The sequence below is a fragment of the Pseudomonas sp. p106 genome (assembly GCF_003936645.1).
Taxonomy (GTDB): Bacteria; Pseudomonadota; Gammaproteobacteria; order Pseudomonadales; family Pseudomonadaceae; genus Aquipseudomonas; species Aquipseudomonas putida_E.
Genome location: NZ_RHQR01000028.1, coordinates 48,309 through 69,337, shown reverse-complemented (window position 1 = coordinate 69,337; position 21,029 = coordinate 48,309). Strand labels below are relative to the sequence as shown.

At 54.0% G+C, this 21,029-nt stretch carries 23 protein-coding genes; 6 read left to right on the top strand and 17 right to left on the bottom strand.

Annotation, left to right across the window (positions count from 1 at the left end; genetic code table 11):
• Window positions 1-122 precede the first annotated feature (122 nt).
• Complete coding sequence (locus EGJ09_RS24805; protein ID WP_125925021.1) at window positions 123-1,784, bottom strand: FMN-binding glutamate synthase family protein; 1,662 nt, start codon at window positions 1,782-1,784, stop codon at window positions 123-125.
• Between the two features lie 364 nt (window positions 1,785-2,148).
• Here EGJ09_RS24805 and EGJ09_RS24800 point away from each other — a divergent pair, with 364 nt between their 5' ends.
• From EGJ09_RS24800 to EGJ09_RS24785, 4 genes are all read left to right on the top strand, one after another.
• The gene (locus EGJ09_RS24800) at window positions 2,149-2,556 is read left to right on the top strand and encodes a type II toxin-antitoxin system HicB family antitoxin (RefSeq protein WP_125925020.1); all 408 of its coding nucleotides are present in this window, start codon (window positions 2,149-2,151) and stop codon (window positions 2,554-2,556) included.
• 330 nt (window positions 2,557-2,886) lie between these two features.
• Window positions 2,887-3,174: a DNA-binding transcriptional regulator gene (locus tag EGJ09_RS24795; RefSeq protein WP_125925019.1), complete on the top strand. Its 288-nt coding sequence runs from the start codon at window positions 2,887-2,889 to the stop codon at window positions 3,172-3,174.
• Window positions 3,175-3,395: 221 nt separating this feature from the next.
• Window positions 3,396-3,656, top strand: a complete 261-nt coding sequence (locus EGJ09_RS24790) for a DUF4160 domain-containing protein (protein ID WP_125925018.1) — start codon at window positions 3,396-3,398, stop codon at window positions 3,654-3,656.
• Window positions 3,644-4,096 (top strand): DUF2442 domain-containing protein, encoded by a 453-nt coding sequence (locus tag EGJ09_RS24785; RefSeq protein ID WP_125925017.1) that lies wholly within the window; start codon window positions 3,644-3,646, stop codon window positions 4,094-4,096. Before EGJ09_RS24790 ends, EGJ09_RS24785 begins: the two co-directional genes overlap by 13 nt.
• Window positions 4,097-4,342: 246 nt before the next feature.
• On the opposite strand, the gene EGJ09_RS24780 is transcribed toward EGJ09_RS24785, so the two are convergent.
• From EGJ09_RS24780 to EGJ09_RS24700, 16 genes are all read right to left on the bottom strand, one after another.
• Window positions 4,343-5,308, bottom strand: a complete 966-nt coding sequence (locus tag EGJ09_RS24780) for a hypothetical protein (RefSeq protein ID WP_125925016.1) — start codon at window positions 5,306-5,308, stop codon at window positions 4,343-4,345.
• 22 nt (window positions 5,309-5,330) lie between these two features.
• Entirely contained in the window at window positions 5,331-7,877 is a 2,547-nt protein-coding gene (locus EGJ09_RS24775) for a DEAD/DEAH box helicase (RefSeq protein WP_125925015.1), read from the bottom strand.
• The gene (locus EGJ09_RS24770) at window positions 7,874-8,773 is read right to left on the bottom strand and encodes a DUF1837 domain-containing protein (protein WP_125925014.1); all 900 of its coding nucleotides are present in this window, start codon (window positions 8,771-8,773) and stop codon (window positions 7,874-7,876) included. The genes EGJ09_RS24775 and EGJ09_RS24770 overlap by 4 nt, the downstream gene beginning before the upstream one ends.
• A 1,051-nt stretch (window positions 8,774-9,824) precedes the next feature.
• Window positions 9,825-11,144 (bottom strand): integrase arm-type DNA-binding domain-containing protein, encoded by a 1,320-nt coding sequence (locus EGJ09_RS24760; protein ID WP_125925013.1) that lies wholly within the window; start codon window positions 11,142-11,144, stop codon window positions 9,825-9,827.
• 428 nt (window positions 11,145-11,572) lie between these two features.
• The gene (locus EGJ09_RS24755; protein ID WP_125925012.1) at window positions 11,573-12,808 is read right to left on the bottom strand and encodes an RES family NAD+ phosphorylase; all 1,236 of its coding nucleotides are present in this window, start codon (window positions 12,806-12,808) and stop codon (window positions 11,573-11,575) included.
• Window positions 12,809-12,937: 129 nt separating this feature from the next.
• Window positions 12,938-14,080 carry a tyrosine recombinase XerC gene (xerC, locus tag EGJ09_RS24750; RefSeq protein ID WP_125925011.1) on the bottom strand — a complete coding sequence of 381 codons (1,143 nt, stop codon included), beginning with the start codon at window positions 14,078-14,080 and terminating at the stop codon, window positions 12,938-12,940.
• The gene (locus EGJ09_RS24745) at window positions 14,077-14,292 is read right to left on the bottom strand and encodes a DUF4224 domain-containing protein (protein ID WP_125925010.1); all 216 of its coding nucleotides are present in this window, start codon (window positions 14,290-14,292) and stop codon (window positions 14,077-14,079) included. Before EGJ09_RS24745 ends, xerC begins: the two co-directional genes overlap by 4 nt.
• 86 nt (window positions 14,293-14,378) lie before the next feature.
• Window positions 14,379-14,618 carry a hypothetical protein gene (locus EGJ09_RS24740; protein ID WP_125925009.1) on the bottom strand — a complete coding sequence of 80 codons (240 nt, stop codon included), beginning with the start codon at window positions 14,616-14,618 and terminating at the stop codon, window positions 14,379-14,381.
• Window positions 14,608-14,847 (bottom strand): hypothetical protein, encoded by a 240-nt coding sequence (locus EGJ09_RS24735; protein WP_125925008.1) that lies wholly within the window; start codon window positions 14,845-14,847, stop codon window positions 14,608-14,610. The genes EGJ09_RS24740 and EGJ09_RS24735 overlap by 11 nt, the downstream gene beginning before the upstream one ends.
• Before the next feature lie 65 nt (window positions 14,848-14,912).
• Window positions 14,913-15,206, bottom strand: coding sequence for a hypothetical protein (locus tag EGJ09_RS24730; protein WP_125925007.1), 294 nt, complete (start codon window positions 15,204-15,206; stop codon window positions 14,913-14,915).
• A 13-nt stretch (window positions 15,207-15,219) separates the two neighbouring features.
• Window positions 15,220-17,937 carry a toprim domain-containing protein gene (locus tag EGJ09_RS24725; RefSeq protein ID WP_125925025.1) on the bottom strand — a complete coding sequence of 906 codons (2,718 nt, stop codon included), beginning with the start codon at window positions 17,935-17,937 and terminating at the stop codon, window positions 15,220-15,222.
• Between the two features lie 14 nt (window positions 17,938-17,951).
• On the bottom strand, window positions 17,952-18,194 hold the full coding sequence (locus tag EGJ09_RS24720) for a hypothetical protein (RefSeq protein ID WP_125925006.1): 243 nt from the start codon (window positions 18,192-18,194) through the stop codon (window positions 17,952-17,954).
• Window positions 18,195-18,270: 76 nt separating this feature from the next.
• On the bottom strand, window positions 18,271-18,639 hold the full coding sequence (locus EGJ09_RS24715) for a hypothetical protein (RefSeq protein WP_125925005.1): 369 nt from the start codon (window positions 18,637-18,639) through the stop codon (window positions 18,271-18,273).
• Window positions 18,636-18,938 carry an ogr/Delta-like zinc finger family protein gene (locus EGJ09_RS24710; protein ID WP_082423650.1) on the bottom strand — a complete coding sequence of 101 codons (303 nt, stop codon included), beginning with the start codon at window positions 18,936-18,938 and terminating at the stop codon, window positions 18,636-18,638. The genes EGJ09_RS24715 and EGJ09_RS24710 overlap by 4 nt, the downstream gene beginning before the upstream one ends.
• Entirely contained in the window at window positions 18,935-19,417 is a 483-nt protein-coding gene (locus tag EGJ09_RS24705) for a YmfL family putative regulatory protein (RefSeq protein ID WP_125925004.1), read from the bottom strand. The genes EGJ09_RS24710 and EGJ09_RS24705 overlap by 4 nt, the downstream gene beginning before the upstream one ends.
• Window positions 19,418-19,446: 29 nt before the next feature.
• Window positions 19,447-19,671, bottom strand: coding sequence for a DNA-binding protein (locus tag EGJ09_RS24700; protein WP_125925003.1), 225 nt, complete (start codon window positions 19,669-19,671; stop codon window positions 19,447-19,449).
• Between the two features lie 50 nt (window positions 19,672-19,721).
• Here EGJ09_RS24700 and EGJ09_RS24695 point away from each other — a divergent pair, with 50 nt between their 5' ends.
• Both EGJ09_RS24695 and EGJ09_RS24690 read left to right on the top strand, forming a co-directional pair.
• On the top strand, window positions 19,722-20,096 hold the full coding sequence (locus EGJ09_RS24695) for a helix-turn-helix domain-containing protein (RefSeq protein WP_256658461.1): 375 nt from the start codon (window positions 19,722-19,724) through the stop codon (window positions 20,094-20,096).
• Between the two features lie 76 nt (window positions 20,097-20,172).
• Window positions 20,173-20,841, top strand: coding sequence for a hypothetical protein (locus tag EGJ09_RS24690; RefSeq protein WP_125925002.1), 669 nt, complete (start codon window positions 20,173-20,175; stop codon window positions 20,839-20,841).
• The last annotated feature ends 188 nt before the right edge of the window (window positions 20,842-21,029 follow it).

Genomic DNA, 21,029 nt, shown 5'->3' with positions numbered 1-21,029 from the left:
CGGTCTGTACTGCTGTGAACAGTCAGAAGCCGGCTTTAGGTCCCACCCACCCCTTCGAGTCCTACCATACAAGCCGGCTTGCCGGCGATGAGGCCGGTGCAGATGTCCGGCAATTCTGCCCTTCAAGCAGGCTCTGCTTCTTTTGTGCGAGCCGTTTTCGTTATAACCACGTCCCCCGTCTCCGGTGCAAAGCTGTCGCTGCGCGCCATCCGCCACATCCGTGCATAGAACTCGCTTTCGATCGAGCCGCTGAGCAATTCGCCGGGCTTGAGGAACTGATGCAAATCAGAAAACAGGCTGATCTCGCTGGTGCTGATGCGCCGTGCCAGGTGCTTGGGCTTGAGCTCCGAGGGGTGCTCCAGGCCGGCGGCCGCCAGCATCTCGGCCAGGGCATGGAGGGTGTTGCGGTGGAAGCTGGCGACCCGCTCGGCCTTGTCCGGCACCACCAGCGCACGCTGGCGCAACGGGTCCTGGGTGGCCACACCGGTCGGGCACTTGTTGGTATGGCAGCTCTGCGACTGGATGCAACCGATGGCGAACATGAAACCGCGCGCCGAGTTGACCCAGTCGGCGCCGATGGCAAGCACGCTGGCGATATCGAAGGCGCTGACGATCTTGCCCGCCGCACCGATACGGATGCTCGAGCGCAGGTTCAGGCCTACCAAGGTGTTGTGCACGAACATCAGCCCTTCGCGCATGGGCACGCCCATGTTGTCGCTGAACTCGCGCGGCGCCGCGCCGGTGCCGCCTTCCTTGCCGTCGACGACGATGAAGTCCGGGGTGATGCCGGTGGCCAGCATGGCCTTGGCGATGCCCATGAATTCCCACGGGTGGCCCAGGCAGAACTTGAAGCCCACGGGTTTGCCACCGGACAGCTCACGCAGTTCAGCGACAAAGTGCAGCAGCTCCAGCGGCGTGCGAAAGGCACTGTGCGCCGCCGGTGAGATGCAGTCCTCGCCCACACGCACGCCACGAGTGGCGGCGATTTCAGCGCTGACCTTGTGCCCTGGCAGAATGCCGCCGTGGCCGGGTTTGGCGCCCTGGCTGAGCTTGATCTCGATCATCTTCACCTGCGGGTCGCGGGCCTGGGCGGCGAAGCGCTGCGGGTCGAAGCGGCCTTGCTCGGTACGGCAGCCGAAGTAACCACTGCCGATTTCCCAAATCAGATCGCCGCCATGCTCACGGTGGTAAGGGCTGATGCTGCCTTCACCGGTGTCATGGGCAAAGCGGCCCATGCGCGCGCCCCGGTTCAGCGCGGCGATGGCGTTGGCGCTAAGTGCGCCGAAGCTCATCGCCGAGATGTTGAAGATCGACGCCGAGTAGGGCACCCGGCACTGCGGCCCGCCAATGGCGATACGGAACGAGGCAGGGTCCGGGGTTGCCACCGGCACCATCGAATGGCTGATGAATTCGAAGCCGGGTTTATAGGCATCGTTGAGGGTGCCGAAGGCTTTCTCGGCGCTTTCGTTCTTGGCCCGGGCGTAGACCAGCGACCGTTGCGAACGGGAGAAGGGCAGCTTGTCGTCGTCGCCTTCTATCAGGTACTGGCGGATCTCCGGGCGGATGGTTTCGATCAGGTAGCGGATGTTGCCCAGGATCGGGTAGTTGCGCCGTACTGCGTGATGGCTCTGGCGCAGGTCGTTCAGGCCAACAAGGCTGAGCAGGGCGGTGATCACCGTCAGCGGCCAGAGCCAGGTGAGCGTGGTAAGCAGGGGAAGGCTGGCGCAGGTGAAAATCAGGCAGATGGCCAGGCAGGCGTAACGGCTGGGTAGAGAGTGTTTCATGGGTCCATCGCAGGCAGGATGACCGGGGCAAGGATAGGGAAACTGGGCGCGCGGAAAACCATGGCAATTGGTAAAACACTGTTACCTGATGACGGGCTGGGGTGTGGTTGTGCGCGATTCCTAGCCCTGTAGGTCAGCCTGTAAGCGGGTGGGTGCGGAGTGATTTATGGAGACCCGTGGAACATGTCATTTGCGGTGAATAGGGCGTTTTAAGGCTTGCACCTACCGAGCTGCCTTGGAGGTGCAATTACGCAGATTCCTTCATGTATTTTTTGGTGACAACAATTTTCGCACCATATCCCTTGGTGGTTATAGTGTTGACAGGTCCGTGGTTGGCCATTCCAGCGTCCGAGGAGGAAGCTCAGTGCTTTATCCAGTTGTGATTTTTCCTGGCGATGAGCAACACGCTTGGGGTATCGACGTTCCAGATATTCCGGGCTGTTTCTCAGCTGGTGATGATCTCGACGATGCTATGGCGATGGCCAAAGAAGCGATCGAAGGTCACTTGGAATTACTGGCCGAGGATGGAGCGGCGATTCCTGCCGCTAATAAGTTGACCGTCCATTCGGCCAATCCTGAGTATGCAGGCTGCACTTGGGCAGTAGTTGATATTGATATAACGAAATATCTAGGCAAGGCTGAGAAGTTGAATATAACCCTGCCTGGCCATTTGCTTAATCGTATCGACGAGTATGTAAAACATCACCCTGAGCAAAAAAGCCGTTCCGGTTTTTTAGCATCAGCTGCACTTAGAGTGTTGCAAGAAGCCTAATAGAGTTGTCGGTGTTAACCAGTTTCAGTAAATGAAATAACTAGGGAAAACAAATATTTGAACAGGATGTTCGCCAGGCTCAAAGATGGCCTGGGCCTGTAGGAGATCAGTCAGTAACTGACAAGGCATGCTTGTCTAGAGTGAATAAATATGCCCGCCATTGTGGCGGGCTTTGCATCTTTGAGCGGCTGCGGAAAATACAGAGCGAATTATTATGTAACTTCGGTGTGCTAGATGCTGCTTGGTTCCGATCTCTCGCAATGGCATCGTGGATACCTTGGCCGATAAACAGAAAGCGGAGCTTCGCGTAATCAATAAAGGGTGGAAGTAATGGAAAAGAATCTCTTCGATCGTCTGGTGGAAAGCATGACACAGATGGATGAGATCGATCGCGGTGAGCGCCAGGCTTCGCGCGAGTTCCACGTTGATGCGGTTCAGGTCAAAAAAATCCGCCAAGCAACGGGTCTCTCCCAGGCTGCCTTCGCCAAACGCATCAATGTTGCTGTAGGGACCCTACGGAATTGGGAACAAGGCCGCCGCGAGCCAGAAGGCCCCGCTCGTGCTCTGCTTCGTGCAATACAGAACGACCCTAAGCATGTGCTTGCAGCATTGAGCTGACGTCTTCGGGACAGCTTCAAGCCTTCCCTGTCCCTCCCAGTTAGTACCACGCTCCAACAATCCAGAACTAGGCTGAAAGCCACGTCACGCTTGGCCTCTAGCTTCGCAGGGCGTCTAGCCATCGCGACTTGTTGGGGGACGTCAGGGCAGAAGGTTGGCTTAGCTTGGGAAGTGACCCACCGCAGGGAGCGGCGTGACCTTCACAGAATAGACATCACTTTATGCATCGCCAATTTGGCGATATCTTCAGATCACCTCTACCAAACCGATTTCGTGACAAGTACCGCATCGAGCTAAGAGAGCGGGACCACTTACCGCCGCATGTGCACCTGACTGGTGGCGGTGTAGACGTGGTGATCAGCCTTGAATCTGTTGTCGTTACACAGGGCAAGGCACCGGCCAAAGTGGTGCAAGAGGCCCTAGCGTGGGTCGCGGCCAATCAGGCCGATCTGTTGAAGGAGTGGATGAAATGGCATCGATGAAACGTCCCCGCCTGCGGGCTGTTCAGGCACGGCCCAGCGCACGGCTGGAGCTGACTTTTACCAATGGCCAGCGATTCGACTTGGATATGAGTGACGCGCTTGCCGCGTATCCAGGCTTGGCACCTCTTGCCAAGCGTGAGGCGTTCCAAGGTGCTGTATTGGGTGACGGGGGCTGGTCAGTGGAATGGCCTGCGCTGGATATTCAAATCGGTGCAGACACCTTGTTGCTGGACGCCCTTGCCCAGACAGCGCCGGATGAAAACACGCGGATTTTCATCCGCTGGCGCCTGCGACATCGGATGACGCTCGATCAGGCTGCCGAAGCATTGGGCGTTAGCGCACGTAGCATCAGCCGATATAGCAGTGGTCGAGAAGCAGTGCCGCGTACATTGGCGTTGGCCTGTTTGGGCTGGGAAACGTTGGGGCAGAAGGTTGCCTGAGCTTGGCGGGGCAGACCCGTTCTGGACTGCGAAAACAAAAAAGGCCCACCTTACGGTGAGCCTTTTTTGATACTGCGGATGGTGCGGCACCAGACGAACGGTCCTGGTCGGCGACGCCAGTTTTTTCGCAGATCTGGAATTCGGTGGAAAATTTGACGTACCTCAAAAGGTGACTATAAATCATTCAGCTATTTATGGCTCTCAGTGAAATCGAACTCGGACGTTTTAGTGGGGTTATGTTAAATCTCACTCAGCCATTATTCTGTCGTATCTATTCTGGCAATAGCCACAAGTTCCCTCCAAGTACTGATCTTCCAAAACTAAACTCTCGCCACACCATTCGCACTCGGTATATTCCAGTTCATAAAAACAAGAAGCGCACTCGTTATGGTCTAGAAGAAATGTATCTTCTCCACATTCTGGGCAATCGCCAGTGACAGCTTGGTCTCCATCCTTAACTCGCCAATGATTTCTACCAGCCATCGCTTCACTAATTGCCGGGCCTACTATCTGTGGATACGTAAACTCTTCCTGACAGCTACTGCACAGGAAATTAATATCATTACGGATTGCCTGAGTATTTGTAACTCTTAGTAGCTCAGAGTCACATTCTGGGCATCTCATCTTAGGAATTGATTCACCAACTTCGGGGAATGGCCAGTTAACACTTTCTAAATTTCCTCTGCATGATTGTAGCTCGGCGTCATATATTGTCGCTTCATTTAGCATTAATTCCCAGCACTCCTGGCCTAAAATATCAACCGGTTGCTGACCCAAGTACGGTTCGCAAAATTGAATGATTAAATGAAGCGAGTTTGCTACCGCTTCCTTCATGCGCTCAGCGGGTAAAGTGCTAAAGTAATGCTCGATATTGTTGCGGATGCTTTGTAAAGTGCTAAGGCGATTCCACTCGATGTTCGTAATGCCTAGTGCTGTGAGTCGTTCACTGATGTCGTGAACCTCTACTGTTTTCTTCCCCTTGCCAACCCATACCACAATACCAGTGGTGGGATTGATTGTAGGGATTATTTTGGTTTTTAACAGGACTTCGTCAGAGCCTTCAGGGCTAAGCTGCTGAAGCTTGTATTTGAATAGCAGAAGGATTCCTGCATACAAGTTTCGTATGGCAGACTGCACCCGGCGGGGATCATCATTATGGAAATCCTCCATTCCAAGTTGAATTGACTCAATTGCATTGTTTAGTATGGACACAGTGATTCCCCATTTAACGATGTTAGTAGTATAGCTCTAGCTCGCTTAGCTCTCTGAATTCATCGCTTTCTTTGTCCATGAGTTCAAGCACTTTTTTCTTTTCGAATGGTGCTTGATTGCTGTCGCCAAAGTTCATTGAGCTTTCGTGGTTTTCAATCAGATACAGTGCGAGATGGCGAGGTATTCCGTAGTTTTGTAGTTCGATTACTCTGTAGTCAGTAGTGCCGTATTCAAGATACTCAGCCCAGTTGGGGACTTCAGCAGTATCGCCAAGGCTTGAGTTTATAAGCAGATTGTAGTTTTCAAAGTAGCTTCTGATTTTGAAGCGTATGAAGTTGTCGATGTCTGATATTAGGTTGTTGATAACGACATTTAAGTGTTTTTTGTTGTTTTTATCGAAAGGGATGGTTTCGTTTGTGATCCATATTTCGCCCTTGGTTTCATAATGGTCCAAGGCAGTTTGAATCATCAAGTGAAGAGGTTTGGTATTTGCCCAGCCTGAAATTAACACGGCATAATATTTTAGAACGTCGGCAGAGGTATACAAAGGTGATTTCCCCGAAGATTCCTCGTCTGGCCAACGATAAAAATTGCTTAGCGATCTTAATGCGGCCAGAGCTGTCTCGTATGTGATTTCTTCAGGCAATATAGACGTACTGGCTCTAGCGTTCTTGTAAATTTCATTTTGGTATTCAGGTTTTATTCCTGAGCATGACTCTAGAATTTTCTGCGGCATGACAATAGATGCTGTTTTTGCTTTTAATGTGGCTTGTCCCGTATTGCTACTGTTTATTAAACTTGATCTAAGGACTGAGTCATCACCGCGCACTTCATGGATTAGCGCAATGTTCGCATAGTGCTTCCAGATGCTTACTTGATTTGCAGAGGGTTTTTTCTTGGTAAATTCTTTTCCGTTCAAGGCGGATTCAAGATTTTTGTAAAAATTCCCTTTCCCAGAAATTATCTGCGGTTCAAGCTTCTTTATTTTCTTTTGTTTGACCACATTCAGGTCTGTTTCAGGCTTATCCCATCGGTTTTTTTTGTTGAATGCGCGGGTGCATATTATGTTGCCAGACAACTCTTTTGTGAGTCGGCCTGCGCGACCACAAAGATTCCAAAAGTCAATATCCGTAAATTTCGTTAGTCCAATAGCATTGCTCAATATGAAAATGTTTTTGGCAGGGAGGTTCACCCCTTCTAGAAGCGTGGAGGTGCAAAAAAGGTAGTCAATCTTTTTAGACTCAAAAAGCCACTCTATCCGCTCTCTAATACGCTGCGGTAAATTACCAAAGTGGAACGCTACGCCTTTCTTCAAACAATCGACTAAATAGTATTTTTTATGCAGATGCTGCTCGATGAGCGTAATTACTTCATTCACTTCCTTGATGTTTTTTGCTGGCAACGTGTCTGCAAATTGGAGGGCTAGTTCGATAGTGTCAGATTTTGAGTTGCAATATATAATGCTCTTTTCTCCGCTGGATAGTTTTTTAATCCAGTGGTTTAAGTCGTTAGAATCAAATTCCAAGGAAAGATTTATCTCACTTTCAGAGTCGGATAAAAGTACTCCTCGCTTTTCAACTAAATCTAAAAAGTATCTATTCTGAGAAACAGGAGAGCTTTTTACACAGAGTGATTCTTCTGCGCTTTTCTCAAATAGACGCAAAAAGATATCAGGATTTGGAATGTTTGGGGACGCAAAGTAAAGCTTGACGCTTTTTCTCTCGGCTTGAAGAATGGCGTGGTAATAAAGAGGGCTTCGCGTATCGCTCTCAGATACTATTTTGTGCGCTTCGTCAATGAACAGGTAGTCGATTTTGGGGTTGTCGGCGGTTGATAAGTAGGATATCAAGCGTTCGGGGGTGAAAATGAATATAAATTTATTGGATTCTCTCTTCAAGGCTTTTGGGATTATCGGATGAGCAAGTACTTTGTATTGAGTGTATTGCGAAAATTCCGACTTTATTTGGTTTTCTGCTTGATTTATAAGCGCCCTGGTGGGAACCAGTAAGGCAATGTTGTCATTGCCGTTGCTTTCACGTATTAAATGGTGGATAAAGGCCTTGATGATAAAAGACTTGCCGATAGATGTAGGGCCGGAAAAGCTGAAATGGTTGTTTTTTTTGAGACTCTCGTAGATTTCATACTGTGAGTCTGTAAACGTGTAACTGCTATTCGGGATAGCGTGAAATGTTTCTTTGATGATCTTTTCAAAGACCACTTCTCGTGGTGATTTGACATCTATCCCCAAGCTATCTTCTAAATAGCTTAAGGCGGGGAAATTGCCTAGCCTGATAAGTATTGGCTTTGCGAATGTTAAAAAAGTTTCGTCTTTTTGATGCGATTCAGATAGTAAGCTGACTATTTTGTAAGATTTGTTTTTTGCGTCAGGGTTTTCTGATCGTGAAAGTATGTCTGCGAAACGAAGGGAGTCGGTTAGCTCTTTTGATGTGATGTTGGCGACAGGGATTTTGAAAAAATTTTGTGCCGAAATGGTTTCGAGTTTAACTAACAGTTCCAGAAAGTACTCGTCATTGAGTGCTTCGTTTGATAGCTCTTCAAAGAACCTCATTTTGTAATCTCCTCCTGGATTTTGGTTCTGGTCTTAGAGAGCTCTGTGAAGGGTAAGATATAGATATAAAATCTGTGACCAAATAGCTTGTATTCGGTGATTTTTTTCTCGATATGGCTAAGGCGCTCTTGAATTTCTTTCTTAATTTTATCCTGAGTCTTCTTCCTGAATTCTGAATTGGGGAGCCAGCGATCGGCATCCTCAATAGTAATTTCATATCCAATGAATATCCCAAAGGCGTCGTCTACTTCGAACTTGTTGTCTCGTTTAGGATATATTATGCTTTTTATGAAACTTTTTTCGGCATCGCTGAACGTTTCTTTTTCTAGATGATCACTGATTAACCCCTTTTCATAGGGTAGTCCGCTTTTACTTACGCCTGAAGAATTGATTTCGTTCTTAAATTCGAATATTGACTTGAATGCATGGCTTAGTGCTGTGGTTAGACTTTCTTCTGTTTTTGATTCGCCAAATATTATTTGAAAGTTTCCGTCGTCTAGTTTTGCGAAATGTACGCCGTCGGCGCCATTTACATAGTGGCTTGTGGAGGTTTTAAGTTCGAGTTTCGAAAGTATTTTAGGTGCTTTCAGATGTGACTCTAAGAAACAATAAAGCAATAGCTCGCCAAGCTCTCCTCTGTTTCTCAAATAGTCCAGAAATTTTTCTCGTGCTTTTCTAGATAGAGTTGCAGGCTTTCCTTGATATTCTGTTCTTACCTTCCGAGATAGCGAGTAATTAACAAGCGGGTCTATCAGATATTCTTGTAGAGATGTGTAGTTGAATTCGTTGGCATTGATTTTCAGTGAAAACAAATCTATTGTGTTGGACTTAACTGTATGGCAGTCCAGATGATCAAAACCATTGAGAAATTCATCGCTCTCGAGTGTTAAGTCCATTTCTTTTTGACATCCATATTCTTTGGCGTGTGTGTTTTGAGGAGGAATCTATATGTATGGCAGCATGCCATTATGCGTATGGCCAATTCAAGCCCACGGCTTCATCCTGCTTAATGCAGAAATTTCTCAAGCCTTGTTATCGTCCTCTGACGGTTACCACCGCATTTACCCCCACGTCATCCCGCCAAGAATGTTGAGTGTTATCAGGGATCAAGGCCCCTGCGACCTGTGGGGATGTCCTCTAACGCGGGACTGGCGGCTCCTTACGTCCGGGAGCAAGGGCATCTCATGATCTGGCCTCCTGAACACCGTTACCGGTGGGCGGGTGGAGGCTGCATTGGCTGTCGAGACCAGTGCCGCGAGATCCTGAGCCAGGTGCAAGCAGCGATGCGATGACCGGGGCATGCCTGACTGTCAGTCAGGTGCAGTCCATTCCTTGGTCTGCGGCACCATCATCTACATGGCTGTTGCTGGTGACATCGGCGTTTGTCACGAGGGGGATTGCCGCAAAGCCTCGTGCTATCAGGGCTGCAGCAGTGTTAGAAGTGCCCGTCTCTTTCCACAGAAAGAGACGGGCACAGGTTGGCGCAAAAGTCGGCCAAGCGGATAGGTTGCTGCAGGGCAGCGAGGTACGGAGCATCTGGCGCACGAGCGCTTTATGTGTAAGAGCATCCATCACATGGGTAGTGACCGGGCGAGCTGCCGGATGCGAATCGCCCTTGGGAAGAACCACCGCGGGAGCGGTGTGACCTTTAAGGTTCGGGTCACCTAGGGTGCTGTCATCGACAGCGCTTGCAACTCCCGGTCTACGCCTGTGGACAATGTTCGTCAAGGAAAGCGATTTCAGGGATTTAGCGCCTGTGGATAAAACTATCCCCCGGTGGACATCTGTGGTTTTCCACAGACTTAAGCTTTGCCAGCAGTTTTTTTCTTAGGTCTGGTCTTTTCAAACGGGGCGGCTTTGCAGCCCCGTTTGAAAGGACCTGCGCGGAGGAGCTTCATGCGGTGCTGTGGGTAACTTCACAGCGAGTTGAGGTGGTGGTGCGGCGGGTTACTCGGTCCTCTTGGCACTGCGAAGCCGCGTGACGTTCTCGCCCGTCTGCTTGGCGAACTCATGCGGCGTCACATGGTCCTCGCGGTTCGCCTCCAGAAACCGGCTCCACCAGGTCATGATCATCCGGCGCTCTTCGAGGAACTCGGCCTTGTGGGTATAAGCGGCCCGCACGTTGTTGCGTTCCTTGTGGCTCATCTGCCGTTCGATGGCCGTCTCTGACCACAGCCCGGACTCGACCAGCGCACTGCACGCCATGGCTCGGAATCCGTGGCCGCAGATATCCACCTTGGTGTCGTAGCCCATCGTCCTGAGCGCGGCATTCACCGTGTTCTCAGACATCGGTTTCCACGGTTTGGCATCTCCCGCGAACACCAGGTCGAACTTGCCGGTGATCGCGTGGATCTGCTCAAGCAAGGCCACGGCTTGCGGCGATAAGGGTACAACGTGAATGTCCCCGGCCATCTTCGTACCCCTTGTGGAAAACGGCACGCCGTCCAGCGCCGGGCGGGTGTCGGGGATCTCCCAGATTCCGCGCTTGAGGTCGAACTCATTCCAACGGGCGAAGCGCAGTTCACTGGAGCGTACGAATACATGCAACGACAGAATTACCGTGAGGCGCGTGAGAGGTCGACCTCTGTAGTCCTCGATGCATGCCAATAGCTCTGGAAGCCGCGATAGGGGTAGTGCCGGCCGGTGAGTTACCCGTGGTGTCTTGATCGAGCCATCGAGGTCGTGAGCCGGGTTCGCTGTGATCAGCCGCAGCCGTTTGGCCTCGCGCATGATGCTTTGCAGGTAGTTCTTGATCCTGAGCGCCACGTCGATGGTGCCGCGTTTCGTCACGGCTTCTAGAGGCTGCATGAGTTCGTGGGTATCGAGCTCGACGATTGCCCTGGCACCGAGCAAAGGGAATACGTGAGTCTTCAACCGGCTGAGCACAGTCTTGGCGTGGCCCGGCGCCCACTTCGGCACCATCCCGGCATACCAATCGAGCGCAACGCTTTCGAAGGTACGGCCATTGATTACGGCCTGCACCTTGGCCTGCTGCTTGGACTGGATAGGGTCAATGCCGTTGGCGAGCTGCTGTTTGAGCTCGAAGCGCTTGTGGCGAGCGTCAGCCAGCCCGACCACCGGGTAATTGCCGAGTGAGGTCAGGCCCTCGCGACCATCGGGCTTCACGTACCTGAGCCGCCAGCCTTTGCGACCGTTGGGCTTCACGAGCAGGTAAAGACCATCGCCGTCAAAAAGCTTGTACTCACGTTCGCGAGCCTTTGCAGTGCGGCAGGCGTTGTCGGTAAGGGGAGCCGTTGTGCGAGCCATAAGGGTACTTTCCAATATCGAATTGGTAGGTATCCTTAAAAGTACCCTTATTTGCGCTGGCTACCCTCGGAATCCGACGGACCGCCAAAACGAAAAAACCCGCCAGAAGGCGGGTTTTTCGGGGGTTCCAGAGATTTTGAAAGCTTTCTATGGAACCTTGAATGGTGCCGGCACCAGGAATCGAACCCGGGACCTACTGATTACAAGGACCCTGCTCACAGCTTATAAATCAATAGGTTACGTCGTTTCCTGGTACGTGCTGGGTATGCGGAGAGCCAGAAGTCATGCAGTCTCTGGCCCTGTTGGTACGCGGGAATCCGCCGACTTACGAAACTGGATAGAGGGCTTCTCGGCTAGTCCGAAGCCCTCGACTGCTGCAATTGCCAGGGTCTTGACGCACTGGTGTTAAGCTTAATGAGTATCCATTCTCATAAGTTGTCGTAAACATAATCAAGAATATCATTATAATCCTTGGATTCAGTTATAACCGCCTCAATCTGATGCACGACCAGTGATCCTTTGCTGAATTTTAATAGCGGGATGGGTCGCGCAAAAGGGTCATGCCCAAGAGGGTCTTCCATGTTGATGTCGTACTCGTGAGATGCGGTAAGCGCTCTCTCTGGAAAGATTACAGTGTTTGTGCCTTTCAATCCGGTTTGCACAGAGGGAAATATTATGCCGGATACCTGATCCTTGAATTTGATCCTGAGGTATTCGAATACAACTTGTGTTGAAAGATATCCTAGAGTGTCAGAGCTGCTTCTAGGCTTGGATAGCTTGAAAATTAGGCGCTTTAGAAACTCGTAGGCATGGGAAGCTCGTGCATATCCGATATCGAAGGGATGCTCCTCAAATCGCGCCATTTCTTCAAGCTTGCGTAGGTTGAGCAGAGAAACAGTCGTAACAGGTTTAAAAGCGCCACTAATTACCGTATCGCCTGTTATCGACCTGATCTCGCTAAGGCAAGTCTTGCGGTCTAACGCACAGTACATGGCCGAAATACCGGACGGTGTCATCCGTTGGTCACCGGCCATTGCAGCAGGCGCTGGCCCTAGCGCCGCCCAAGGCGCGTCCTCGAACGCTTTCCACGCATCTACCCCGGAAATCTTCCGCGCTCTAAAGAGTTCGTCGCTTTCGCTAAGCGTGGTGATCAGTTCTGTTTTCAGCTTGCCGTTTTCACAGGTGAACTTGAATAATGAATCGAGGAAACTCCTGGCTCCATCATTAAAATATCTATATCCATGATTTATATCCGAAGCGAATTTACTCCATTCATCTTCGTAGCTATTGCTTTCCAAGCTTCCGTCATCAAGAGCCCAAAGCTGTGCTTGCCCATGCTCATCGTTGGCCAGCTCTTCTTCTAAGTGATTAATGGCGTTTTCTGTGAATTCATCGACGCCGATGTTGAAGTCATCTTGAAGTATTTGCCAGTATTCGACCATTGGGATTTTATCTGATCCATGGAAGAACATTCCTCTTTCTAGGGTGCTGAGCTCCTCAATAACGCGATAGGATTCCTTTATCCTGTCTCCGATGTATTCAAATACAGCAGTATCTAACAGGCACATTCCAGGCTTTCTGCAATAATCACAGTGCCCGAATGCACCTTGGGTAGTAATCAGCTTCTTCAAGGGGATGAGATAAACGCATTCCGTGCAAATCATATGATGGCCTCATGCAGATCTTGATTGCCATCATGCCGCCAGCACCATTAGATGGCTAGTCAGATTCCGCAGCCCTAGATGTCCTACGATGAGTCGGCAACCAGGGCTAGCTTGCTGCATTCGTTACAATCATTCTGCAGAAGGTGAAACGCGGGGAAGGCTGAAGTCGTAGATATCGAGCATGGCTTCGTCACGGTGGCCGCTGGCGTCCTGCTTCTGCTTGCGATCGCCTGGGGTGTCGGTAATGCCGCGGCGCTTGAGGTCGTGCAATGCGAAGCGCTGCTCCTCGGTGATGACGCCCTCTTTGATCGCCCTGGTAATGAAGCGCTGCCAGGTGCTGTCCAGACTGGTCTTCTGCAGCTGGCCCCCATGGGCCGCCACTATGATGAAGCGGCGCTCCGCTGCGGTCGGGACAGGGTGGGCCTGGCTGGCCCAAACGCTGTGCCTGTACGCCTTAGCCCCTTCCCAGGCAGCCCGGAGCCTGGGCGTCCAGCGCACCACGTTGTCGCGGCTACCTTTTCGCCTGTTCGTTTGGACTCCGTCTTCCAGTTCGTTCGCGTCGGTGAGGGTGACGGCCTCGATGCCGCGTAGGCGGCACAGGTAGGCCAACTCCATCACGTAGCCCAGGTATGCAGGGCATGCCCCCGGCTGGCCTCGCGTGAGCTGGCCCATGGCGTGTGCCCTTGCGATCAGCGCTCCCATGACCGTGGGATTCGGCAGGCGGCGTTGTTTGCGCTCGGCCGGCGCCTCGATACCCAGAGCAACATTGATCTCCAAGTAGCCGCGGTTGCGGCCCCACTGCATGACCCGCCGAAGGTAACGAAGAACGTGCGCGGCCTTCGATGGTGTTCCCTCGTCGGCGATTCGGTCGACCAGGCGTTGCACCAGGGCCGAAGTGAATTTGCGGACAGAAAGCTCGCCGAGTGGCTTCTGCAGCTTGGTCGGGATGGCCAACAGCACGTCGCGGGAGTATTCGTAGTCTTCGCGAGTTTTCTTCGCCAGCCGCTTGCATTGCGCGCTGGCGTGGAACTCCTTGCACAGGTGGTTCAGGCTTTCCCGATCAATGCCTTTCCTTTCCTCCATGATTCGGTGTAGGTCGCTGAGCGTTGCGGTACGACCGGCGATGTTCATCCGCTTGCGGTTGCCGCCCTCATCGCGCCAAGAGGTGTACCAGACGCCATCCCACCGATGGTCAAAAAAAACGGCCGCCGGAATGGCGGCCTGATCAATGTGGGCGGGGATGTGCGGGTTGTGTTTACGGGTCCGCCTCATAGGATCTCGCTGTCATATTTCTCGTTGGTCGGCGTATTGCCGCCGGCCTGGTTGACCAAGTCAATGGTGGTCCAGGGACCATGCCGGCCCCAGAACCAGCGGATACCCTGCTTTCGCAGGGCACCCTCCACGCCAGAGCGGCGGCTATAACCGGTCAGCCGCTGCAAGTCCTGGAATGTGAGGACAGTGCTGGGTGGGTGTTGCTGGATCATAGCGGCAGGGCCTGGAGGGTGGTGACCAGAATCTCAGGGCTGAAATTCTTGGTCTGTTCGTCACGATCAGCCATCTTGGATTTCTCTCACTCGATGCGCTGTGCGGTGAATTGGACGTGTGAGTCGGTGCTGCAGCTGTTGGCTGCGAACAAATCTGGCTGTGTCATGTGGGCCCCGAGCTTGCTGGCCAAGGCGCGTGCCGCTGCATCGGCGCTGATGGTGCTTCTGGCGGTGGCCTTCTCGCCGCGTGCCCGAGCGGTGTAGGTGCCGGCGCTGAGACGAACGCTGATGACTAGGTCGCGGGAGCCGGTTTGGTTAACGTGCATATTGGCGGCCTTGTTGTGCTTTCTTGGCTTCGACGTTACCCATGTAGGCTTCCCACTCGACAGATTTCCGTTGCTGGCGGATTTGGCTGCAACGCTGGTGCTTCCTTGTAGAACGGGCCTTATTGCAGATGTCGCAGTGGTTGGGCAGGTCTAACGAGTGGCTGGCCAGCCTTGGGCGCGTCCCTGTGATAGCCTTCTTGGCGCCAACTTCGGGGGTTTCTACTTGCATGTCGTTTCTCCTTGGGGTGGTTGGTGCCGGGGAGCTGCAACTCCTTGGCACCACTTCTTGCGAATTCAGTTGCGGCGGGCGAGGTGGACAACCAGGTCGTCGAACCTGTCGTCGTCTTCCACACAGCTCTGCCAGGCCAGGACCTCAAGGATCTGCGACCTGGTGCAGTCGTCGACCAAGATGTCTTGCTGCCCTGCGTTGAATCGCACTTCCAGGATTGAAAGCAAGCCGTCGCCGGCATAGGCCCCAGCGTTGACGATGGAGTGGTCCTTGCCGGCCTGGGCCAGTCGGTCCCGCTCTTGCTGCAGCTGGCTCTGTCCGCAGCCTCCGGCATTGCCCATCAGTACGTGAATTAGCATGGTGTCTCCTTGATTAGGGCTGGAAGATCCAGCACCGAACGGTGCGGCTGGTGTTGAAAGCGTCGGGTTGTCGGCCGGAGTTGACCGGTTTGTTCGACTCGATGAACTTTGGGGACTTGCTGGTTTTGAGCAGCCGCTTGAGGTCGCTGATGGGTGGCACCTGCTGCCTCTTGTTCACGGCTTTCTCAACGAATTCGTTGAGGTTGACGGCGATCAGGTTGTCTTTGCGCGAGTGGTTCAGCCCGCCGTTGTCGTCGTCGCCATTGAGGAAGTCGTACAGGTCCCAGAATTCACGCACAGTCGGGTGATCTGCGTTGATGGCCTGTTGGCGTTCTTCCGCCATTCGGGTGATCTCCTGGTGCACCAGGGCCTTGCGTTCATCGTTGAGCGGAACGACCAGGGCCAGGCCGTCGACCAGGCTGCGCAATTGGGCGTGGTTCTTCGCGATCCGAACGGTGCGAATTCCGGGACGGGCGAGCAGCTCTTGCTCATAGGTACCGGTCTGCTCTTCGAGAAGACGGATGATCTCGGCCTCTTTCTGCAGCGCCTTGATGATGAAGCCGCTCACCTTTTCCATCGGCATACGCTCCAGCTCTTCGGCCAGCAGCTTGGTCTCCGGGGTCTGGTGCTCACGGGTCAGCATGCAGTGAGCGATCCGCTGCAGGATTGGCTCAGAGGCGTTGACCGCGTTGTTCTGTGCGATCAACACAGCAGCGCGGAAGGGCGGCTCGCGGGTCTCGTTGCCGTTGTTCTTCACACCGGTCGAGCGAACCGATCGCCCGTTGTATGCGGTCTTGATTTCGTCCCAGTCGAAGTGCTTCACCGGCGCGCCGTCTTTCTGCTCGCGCTCGGACTCGATCAGGACTACCGGCAGATTGGCCACCTGGGCAAAGTTTCGCGCTCGGCTGGCCGGTGTGGCCTTGGACGGGTCGAAGCCTTCATATTCGGTCCGGCCGACCAGCTTCCACAGGAACTCCACCAGCGTGGTCTTACCAGCGCCGGCTTCACCGACCAGCTCGAAGAAGCAAAAGGACTTCTGCAGCTGGCGGATCTGCTCGGCATGTAGCGAGCCAAGCCACCAGACCAGGACGACCACACCACGCACGCCGAAGCACTTCCAGAAGGTGTCGAACCAGCCAGCGTGGTATTCGGCCAGGTCAGTGTTGACGACCAGGGTCGGCGACTGGCTCTGGGATTTGATGCTCAGTTGGCCAACGTCGAAAAAGTCCTCATCGTTCAGGTGGTGGACCTTGCCGTTGGCGATCGCCAGGTCGTTGAACACGTAGACTCCGTGCTCCCTGGTGTACCCGATCCAGTCAATGGTGTTGACCCGCTTCAGGCAGTCCAGCTGAGGCTCCAGCATGCGCTCCAGTTGCAGTGCGCTGCCGGTGAACATCCCGCCGTTTGAGACATTCAGCAGGCGCTTCTTGAACTCCGGCGCCGACGATAACTGTGCAGCCGTGAATGTGCTCTTGGTCGCCGGCATTCCAGGCCGCTCAATGCGGAAGTAGTACCAGGCCTCGTCGGTCTGCTCGTTGCGCATGTTGTACAGAGCCTGGAAGTAGCAGTTCGCAATGCGGACTACCGCCCCACACTCGCGCATCGCCTTGTCTCGCCGCTGGCGATCGTTGAGCAACTGGTCTTCCTGGCTCTCGGAAGAGTCCATTTCCCGCATCCGTCGGTCGAACTTCTCCAGGTCGAACTTGAACCAATAGAGCCGGTTCTTGAACGAGAAGGAAAACTCCCCGCGGGGCTGCCAGTCGTACATCAGCAGGCCCTTTTCCTCGGCAGTTTCGGCGAGCAGCAAGGCTCCCTCATGACGGGCCTGCTTGAGGTCGCTCGCGACCTGGCCAGCGCGCTGATCGTCTTCCAGGAAATTCCAGCGCAGGTGCAAGTCATTCCAGTCGACCTTTCGGCCGTCAGGCTGTGGAACGAGCGCAGCCTCGCACTTGAAACCCATTTCCCGGGCTTCTTTCGCCCAGCGCCGGGTGTTTTTCTTGGCTACGGGTTCATTGTCTAGGGCCCAGATCAGTTTCGGCGGTCGTTTGTCTGCCTCCTGGCAACTGCGCAGCAGGGCCTTGAGCGACTCGGTGGGTAGTGGCGCGCTCGACATCATGGAAACGGCAGCAATGCCGTTGTGCATCAGCGCGATGGCGTCGAAGATCCCTTCCACGATCCACAGCTCGTCGACTTCGAGCAGATCCAGTGCAGGGGAGCACCACCAGACGCCGCTGTAGCCTGCGCGGCCTTCGCCGGTCGGTTGGAAGCGAGCTTTCATTTTGCCAAACCGGTTTGGCCGGTCGATCAGGCGCTCCCAGTAACCGCCTTTCTCCAGCGGGAAGCGCACAGTTGCGCTGCCGATCTTGAGCTTGTGGTCGTAGTAGTTGTCCTGGGCGTACCACCCTTTGATCAACTCTTCCCGGAAGCCTCGATTGAACTCCAGGTAAGCGCGGGCTGTGGCAGCCGGATCGCTTTCGGTCGAAGGGGCCAATTCGCTCCAGTCGTTGAACAAGTCGTCGTACAGGTCCTTGACATGCACACGGTGGTTGCACTTCTCAGGCCTGCCGCAGATCAGCATCCATGGGGCGTCGTGGTAGGTGTAGAGAGTTTTCTGGCCACAGCCATGCGCAGGGCATTTGCCCTTGCGCATGAACTTGGTGCCGGGCATGTGCTTGAGGCCGAAATCACGCTCCAGGCGCTGCAGCACATCAGTGCGCAGGCGGTCTTTCATTGGGTGGGTCGTGGTCACAGCGCACGCTCCACTACCGGGCCAACGTGCTTTTCCAGCTCTTTGCGAGTGCGGCAAATGCCCAGCAAGTGGGGAATGTCTGCGAGAACCTTCGGCCCGCGCTCACCGGCTGGCACGTGGCGGTACCGATCGGAGTACCAGACATCGGCCATGGTGAGGTTGTACTGGCTGCTGAGCCATTGCAGGTAGTGCTTAGCCTGCTGCTCGTCCAGCTCGATTTTGAGGGTGATCTTGCTCATTTCTGCCACCAGTGGAATGCAGTTTCCCCTTACCCACGCAGAGCGGGGCATCGGGAAGGGGTTTATTCGGTGTGTTTCAGTTGTTGCGGTGGTGAAGCATGCGGCGCGGCAGATAGCGTGCCGGCACCTGGTATCGGTGCTGTGTAACCGTGTCCAACAAGATCAGGCTCGGCCGAAAGATCCCGCTGGATGCACAGACGCCGATCATCCGCAGGCGCTTGGTGGTCTTGCTTTCGAATTCGGCGACGGCCAGCTCGGCAATCCGCTGCACCAGGTGCGCCGGCACTTCCAATGAGTGCGACAGGTAGTGGCTGCAGCTCTGCAATACCTGGTGATCGCCAGACAAGTGCAGGCCTTCGCGGCGGAACAGGTAAGCCACGGCGGCCTGCTGCATAGCGGCCCGGTAGTCGGTTTCGTGGTTGGTGGTCAGGGCAACGGCGTTCATGCGAGTGCTTCCTCCATGTCCAACTGGTCCAGCAGGTCGGGTTGATCATCAGTTGCAGCAGACTTCATGGCTTGGCGCCGGAGGGCGACAGGGGCCACAGGCAAGCGAACAGAAGGGTTCGGCATGCCGCTCGGGCTCATCTCATGGGTCATTTCGAACTGGGCACGCACGGACCAGCCACAGGCCTCGTTCACGCACTGCAGATAGGCAATGCGCAGGAAAATATGTGTGCCTTCGCTGGTGCGGATTCGCATCTTGCTGCTGCAGTGGGGGCATACGAGCTTGTAGGCGCTGCTCACATTGACCCCCTGACATTCGCGGCGCTGTAAAGCTGAATGGTGGCAGTCACCTCAGCGGTACGAGCGGCGAAATAACGAGTGAGGGCCTGAATGATGGTCATCGCCTCGCATGCCTCGATGACACCATCCTCGATCGCGGAAGCGATCAGCTGGTCAATATGGCCGAGCTTTGCATCGGTTCTCAGTGAGCGCTGGAACAGCTCAACGTTGTCCAGGTCCTCGGTTTTGGACAGTGGGACGAACATGCCCCCGTAAAGACGGGCTATGAACTCCGGCAGGTGAGTGGTCTTGGCGTCTTGCTCAAGCAGGTGGATCTGCTCATAGCTCAGCGGGCGGCTGCCGGCGTTCTCGTATGCGCGGTTATCGAACTGCTTCAGCTGGTAGCCAAGGCGCTCGGCGGCGCTATCCCGACCTCCTGGATAGGCACACACAACGGCGCTAACAACCTGGCGCAGGCTTTCTAGAACGGTGGTCTTCATGTTCTGGTTTCTTCCTTGGGCCAGGGGGGCTAGTTTTTGGGCTTGCTGGATTTGGGCAGGCGCTTGATGCCGAGCAGTACAGCGGCTCGGTGCGCTTCTCCACGAAGGCATTTCTTCTGCCCGAGGAGAACCGCATAGACGGTGCTTGGGTGCAGCCCATGCTTGAGGGCGAACTCTTTTACGGAGATGCCCTGCTTTTCCAAGCGTTCTCGGGCTCTCTCGCATGCTTGCTCGGTTACGGGGGTGGCGTGCATAGTGGCAATCGTGCAATTTCGTGTAGTGGTACGCGAAGGATGATGCACATTTGTTCATTTGTAAATATGGAAAAGGAACGTTTGTGCATCTTCTTGAGGAAATCGGTGCGCGTCTGCAAGCCGAACGCAAACGGCTTGATCTGACCCAGGACCAAATGGCAGCCCTGGTTGGGGTGTCCAAGCGGACATTGGCCAGCTATGAAGGCGGAACCCGCGAGGCAGGCGCCGCACTCTTGAACTTGGCTGCCGGTGCGGGCGTGGATGTTCTTTATGTGTTGACCGGTGCGCCGTCGCCGCAGGCTGCAGACAGCCTTTCCGCCGAAGAGGCGGAGTTTGTGGTCATGCTTAGGGGTATGACGGATAGCGATAAGGCTGTCCTGGGTCGCACAGCCCAAGCCTTCGTAAAGGCGAACTCGTGGAAGTGAGAAACAGCTGATCTTCATCAGTTGAAAGGATTGCTGTTGCCGGCCATGGGGGCCGGTGGATTGTCGAGGATGATGTATGGATGACTTGGTTGGGGTCTTGTGCCTCGGCGTGGGCGCGGGCACCTGGTGGTGGCTTGCGGGGCGTATGAAGAAACGCGGCAGTGGCTGGTTGACCAGGCAGGTAGCCGGCAGCTTCGCATGTTGTTTTATGGCGGTGGTCGTTGCCGGAATTGCAGTCTCAACGGGGATTGTGGAAAACAAGGCACCAGAGCAGGCGAAGGTCCCGCCCGTTACGGAGCAACATGCCACTGCCGCCAAAGTTGAACTAAAAACTTTGGGAATGACACCGGCTGTCTATGCGAAGCGCATTAACCCATTGCTGGAAAAGTATGAGAAGCCATACCGAGTTGATCCAAATGAAATTACCAAAGGCGAAGTCCAGGACATTCTGAAAACTAGCCTAGGCCCTTACACGTCACTGATTGCGGCTGTGTCGAAGGAGACAGGCGAACTGGTTGACGTGACCCTGATCGGCGCCGGTGATGGCAAGCCTTTGTCGGGGATCGAAATTATGCTGATCGCCAGTGCGGCCCTCGCTGCAGCTGCGCCGGATGCGGATTATCGCGAAGTATTCAAGAAGCTTCCCGACATGCTGAAAGGGAGCGATCAAACCTATGGACAGGTCAAGTTGAGCGTCAAGCCAACAGACATGATGGGCACCTGGTTTATGGCTGCCCCTATATAGTCCAAGGGTGAAATTGGAGGGTTCTTCGACTTTCCATTTGGTTGTGTGCGGTATCTCCGATGCCGCATATGTCTTATGGAAATGGAGTACCTATGATGGAAAACCTTACCCAGTTGGAACGCCTCTTTATCGAACTTCTGCGCGACCTGGATGAGCAGGGAAAAGAAGACTTGATGAGGTTGTTGGAG